This is a genomic window from Brunnivagina elsteri CCALA 953 (assembly GCF_002289455.1).
In the GTDB taxonomy this organism is placed as follows: domain Bacteria; phylum Cyanobacteriota; class Cyanobacteriia; order Cyanobacteriales; family Nostocaceae; genus Brunnivagina; species Brunnivagina elsteri.
In genome coordinates this window covers 1-2497 of record NZ_NTFS01000629.1, presented here as the reverse complement: position 1 = coordinate 2497, position 2497 = coordinate 1, and the positions used below count along the sequence as shown (strand labels likewise).

General features: G+C 42.4%; 4 protein-coding genes. 3 read left to right on the top strand and 1 reads right to left on the bottom strand.

Annotation, left to right across the window (positions count from 1 at the left end):
* From frp to CK510_RS29280, 3 genes are all read left to right on the top strand, one after another.
* Complete coding sequence (frp, locus tag CK510_RS29290) at positions 1–381, top strand: fluorescence recovery protein (RefSeq protein ID WP_245912501.1); 381 nt, start codon at positions 1–3, stop codon at positions 379–381.
* A gap of 281 nt (positions 382–662) precedes the next feature.
* Positions 663–902, top strand: coding sequence for a hypothetical protein (locus tag CK510_RS33750; RefSeq protein WP_245912500.1), 240 nt, complete (start codon positions 663–665; stop codon positions 900–902).
* A gap of 35 nt (positions 903–937) precedes the next feature.
* Positions 938–1150 (top strand): hypothetical protein, encoded by a 213-nt coding sequence (locus CK510_RS29280; protein WP_095724970.1) that lies wholly within the window; start codon positions 938–940, stop codon positions 1148–1150.
* A 177-nt stretch (positions 1151–1327) separates the two neighbouring features.
* On the opposite strand, the gene CK510_RS29275 is transcribed toward CK510_RS29280, so the two are convergent.
* Positions 1328–2308 (bottom strand): M48 family metallopeptidase, encoded by a 981-nt coding sequence (locus CK510_RS29275; protein WP_095724969.1) that lies wholly within the window; start codon positions 2306–2308, stop codon positions 1328–1330.
* Positions 2309–2497: the final 189 nt, after the last annotated feature.

The following is a 2497-nucleotide window of genomic DNA, read 5'->3' as shown; positions in this document are numbered from 1 at the left end:
TTGGGAACCTGTGAAAACAGGATATTAGGAACGAAATTTCTTAAGAATCTCAGTGTCTTTAGACCTGAGAGTGTCAATAACAGTTGTAACCATTTAACCCCAGCCCTTTCAATGCGTTCATATGTACTACCAATCTTGAAGCTGAAACCCTCATTATTGCGTTACCGTCAAATTAAGTTCACTGAAGCGAAGGATGTGTGGCGCTTGAACGATTTTTTGAGCGCCAAGCGGCATGAGGTTGATGGCAAATACGACTTCCGCTATCCCTATTTGATCGTGGTGTTTGCCCGCCTGGTGAAGGAAGGCTGGCTGCAACCCCAGGAGTTGGAAGGCTTAGACCCCAGCAAACGGGCCAAGATTGCGGCTCTGTCTAGAATGTAGACCGGGTGAAGGGCTGAACCTTGGACATCAGGGAGGCGTTGCAGCTTCTTATTTTTTAATCACCCCCGTTGCTGAGGGCGATCGCCTTTGCGATTTATGGTTGTTGTAGAAAGTTAGAACGAGCCAGCTAACAACCGCAATGCAGCGGACTTAGTTATAGAGTTGGACGCATTACCAAGTTTTTTGGGTCGCCGCTGATTGGGAACGTTAGGTGTACAGCCCTCTGCAATTTGAGAGCCTGAAATGCGAAGGTTAATCTCTTACTAAGGGGAGACAATTTTATGACTGAGGCAGTAAATGACTCTGAACAATTTGTATACGATATATACTCAAAGTCATTTTTTAAAAAAGGAATTGAATTTCTATTTGATGCTTTTACATTGCTGAATTTAGAGTTTCAATTAACCTTACTACTCGTCGGCGATTTTTTTGAAGAAGAGAAAGAATATAGGTCAATCGCGGCTACAACGTTTTTTAGTTGTGTCCCACACGGAGCGAGAAGGGGAAGTGCGTTTGATTAGTGCCCGTTTAGCAACTCGACAGGAGAAAAAACGCTATGAGTCAGGAATCTGAAGCGATCGTTAATGACGAGATGCGTCCCGAATATGATTTTTCGGGTGGTGTTCGTGGCAAATACTATGAAGCCTATATGCAATCAAGCAATATTGTGGTTCTCGATCCAGATGTAGCAGAGATTTTCCGAGATTCAGCATCTGTCAATGAAGCCTTGAGATTGCTTGCAAAGATTGCTAAGTCTACCGCAGCCTAACGAAAAAGCAAACTTCAAAACGCGATAGACTAGCAGCTAATTCCTTCGGACAGACTTTGCCAACGTTGAGCTAGCCTGCGGTAACTCTTCGCTTATGCGATCGCATTTATCAAAAATTACAAAGATTTAGCAATGGAAAGCCAAAAATATTTGTAATGATGTGCGATCGCGATTAAATTACTGATTTCGGCGAATGCGATCGATTTCCCGTTGTAATTCTTCTAGTTGACGGCGAAGTTGGTCAGATTCACTATTTGTAGTATTATTACCACCATTACTATTTACCTTGACATCAACAGCACCCTCAGCAGGATTACGCATATAATTTCCTGCACGTATATTCTTATATTCTTCTGAATTTGACCACTCACGAATGTAGTGCAAACGCTCAACAGGAAAAGGATGGCTTTGCATCGAGCCAATCACGCCATTATACATCATGAATTTATATATTTGATTTAATCCATCTTCGTCAAGAGCTTGATATTCTTCTGACTGTTTAATAAACGCTTGTAAATGGCACTCATTGGCAAATTTATCACTGCCTCCACTGATTTTCATCATAGTTGTCATCACAGTATTTAAATCTTCCACCACAAGCAAAGCAGCCCGATCTGCCGATAACTCAGCCTTGCGTCGCCACTCATAAAAAGCAAGTAATAAACCTTGACTGACAAAATTACCAATACCAAAAGTTACTTCCCCAATCGCGGAAGCAGCACGACTCGCCCATATCGCCATTTGAATTAAAATAGTATGACCACATTTAATATGCCCTAGTTCATGGGCTAACACCGCCCTAATTTCGGCTTCGCTAAGTAAGTCAAGAATCCCCGTATTGATGACAATACAAGGATGTTCTTTTCCTAAAGCGTAACTATTAGCTTGGGGATTTTGCTCAACAAACAGTGTCGGCTCTGGATAAACATCCAAATCCCGCACACATTCGCGAAACATATGGTAAATAGTGGAGTATTGGCGAGGTCCTACTTGAATGGTGTTACCCATTAGATAAACTAGCTGAGGACGTTCGGCAAAAAATTCCACAAATTTACGCGCTACGAAATCAAACCCTGGTAAGCTGCGAAGGGCTTGTTCTGCCTGCCGATCTAGGGGATGCCGGAATGCTTCGCTAGAAATTCCTGTATAAGTTGCCATAATGCAATTTGTTAGTGGTTAGTGGATAGTGGTTAATGGTTAGGGGAGTGAGGAGTGAGTCAGGGCTATTTCATTCTAAAAAGTTGCTGAAGTGTGTCTAACCCAAAGGAACACAACCGTTGAGCTTGCGCCATATTTTCAAACATATTGTCACGGAATAAATTAAGTGCGAAATTTCGAGCGATCGCA

Bases quoted from the DNA above. Each gene is read 5' to 3' on its own strand.
- CK510_RS33750 (WP_245912500.1), top strand. From the start codon at position 663: ATGACTGAGGCAGTAAATGACTCTGAACAATTTGTATACGATATATAC.
- CK510_RS29280 (WP_095724970.1), top strand. From the start codon at position 938: ATGAGTCAGGAATCTGAAGCGATCGTTAATGACGAGATGCGTCCCGAA.
- CK510_RS29275 (WP_095724969.1), bottom strand. From the start codon at position 2,308: ATGGCAACTTATACAGGAATTTCTAGCGAAGCATTCCGGCATCCCCTA.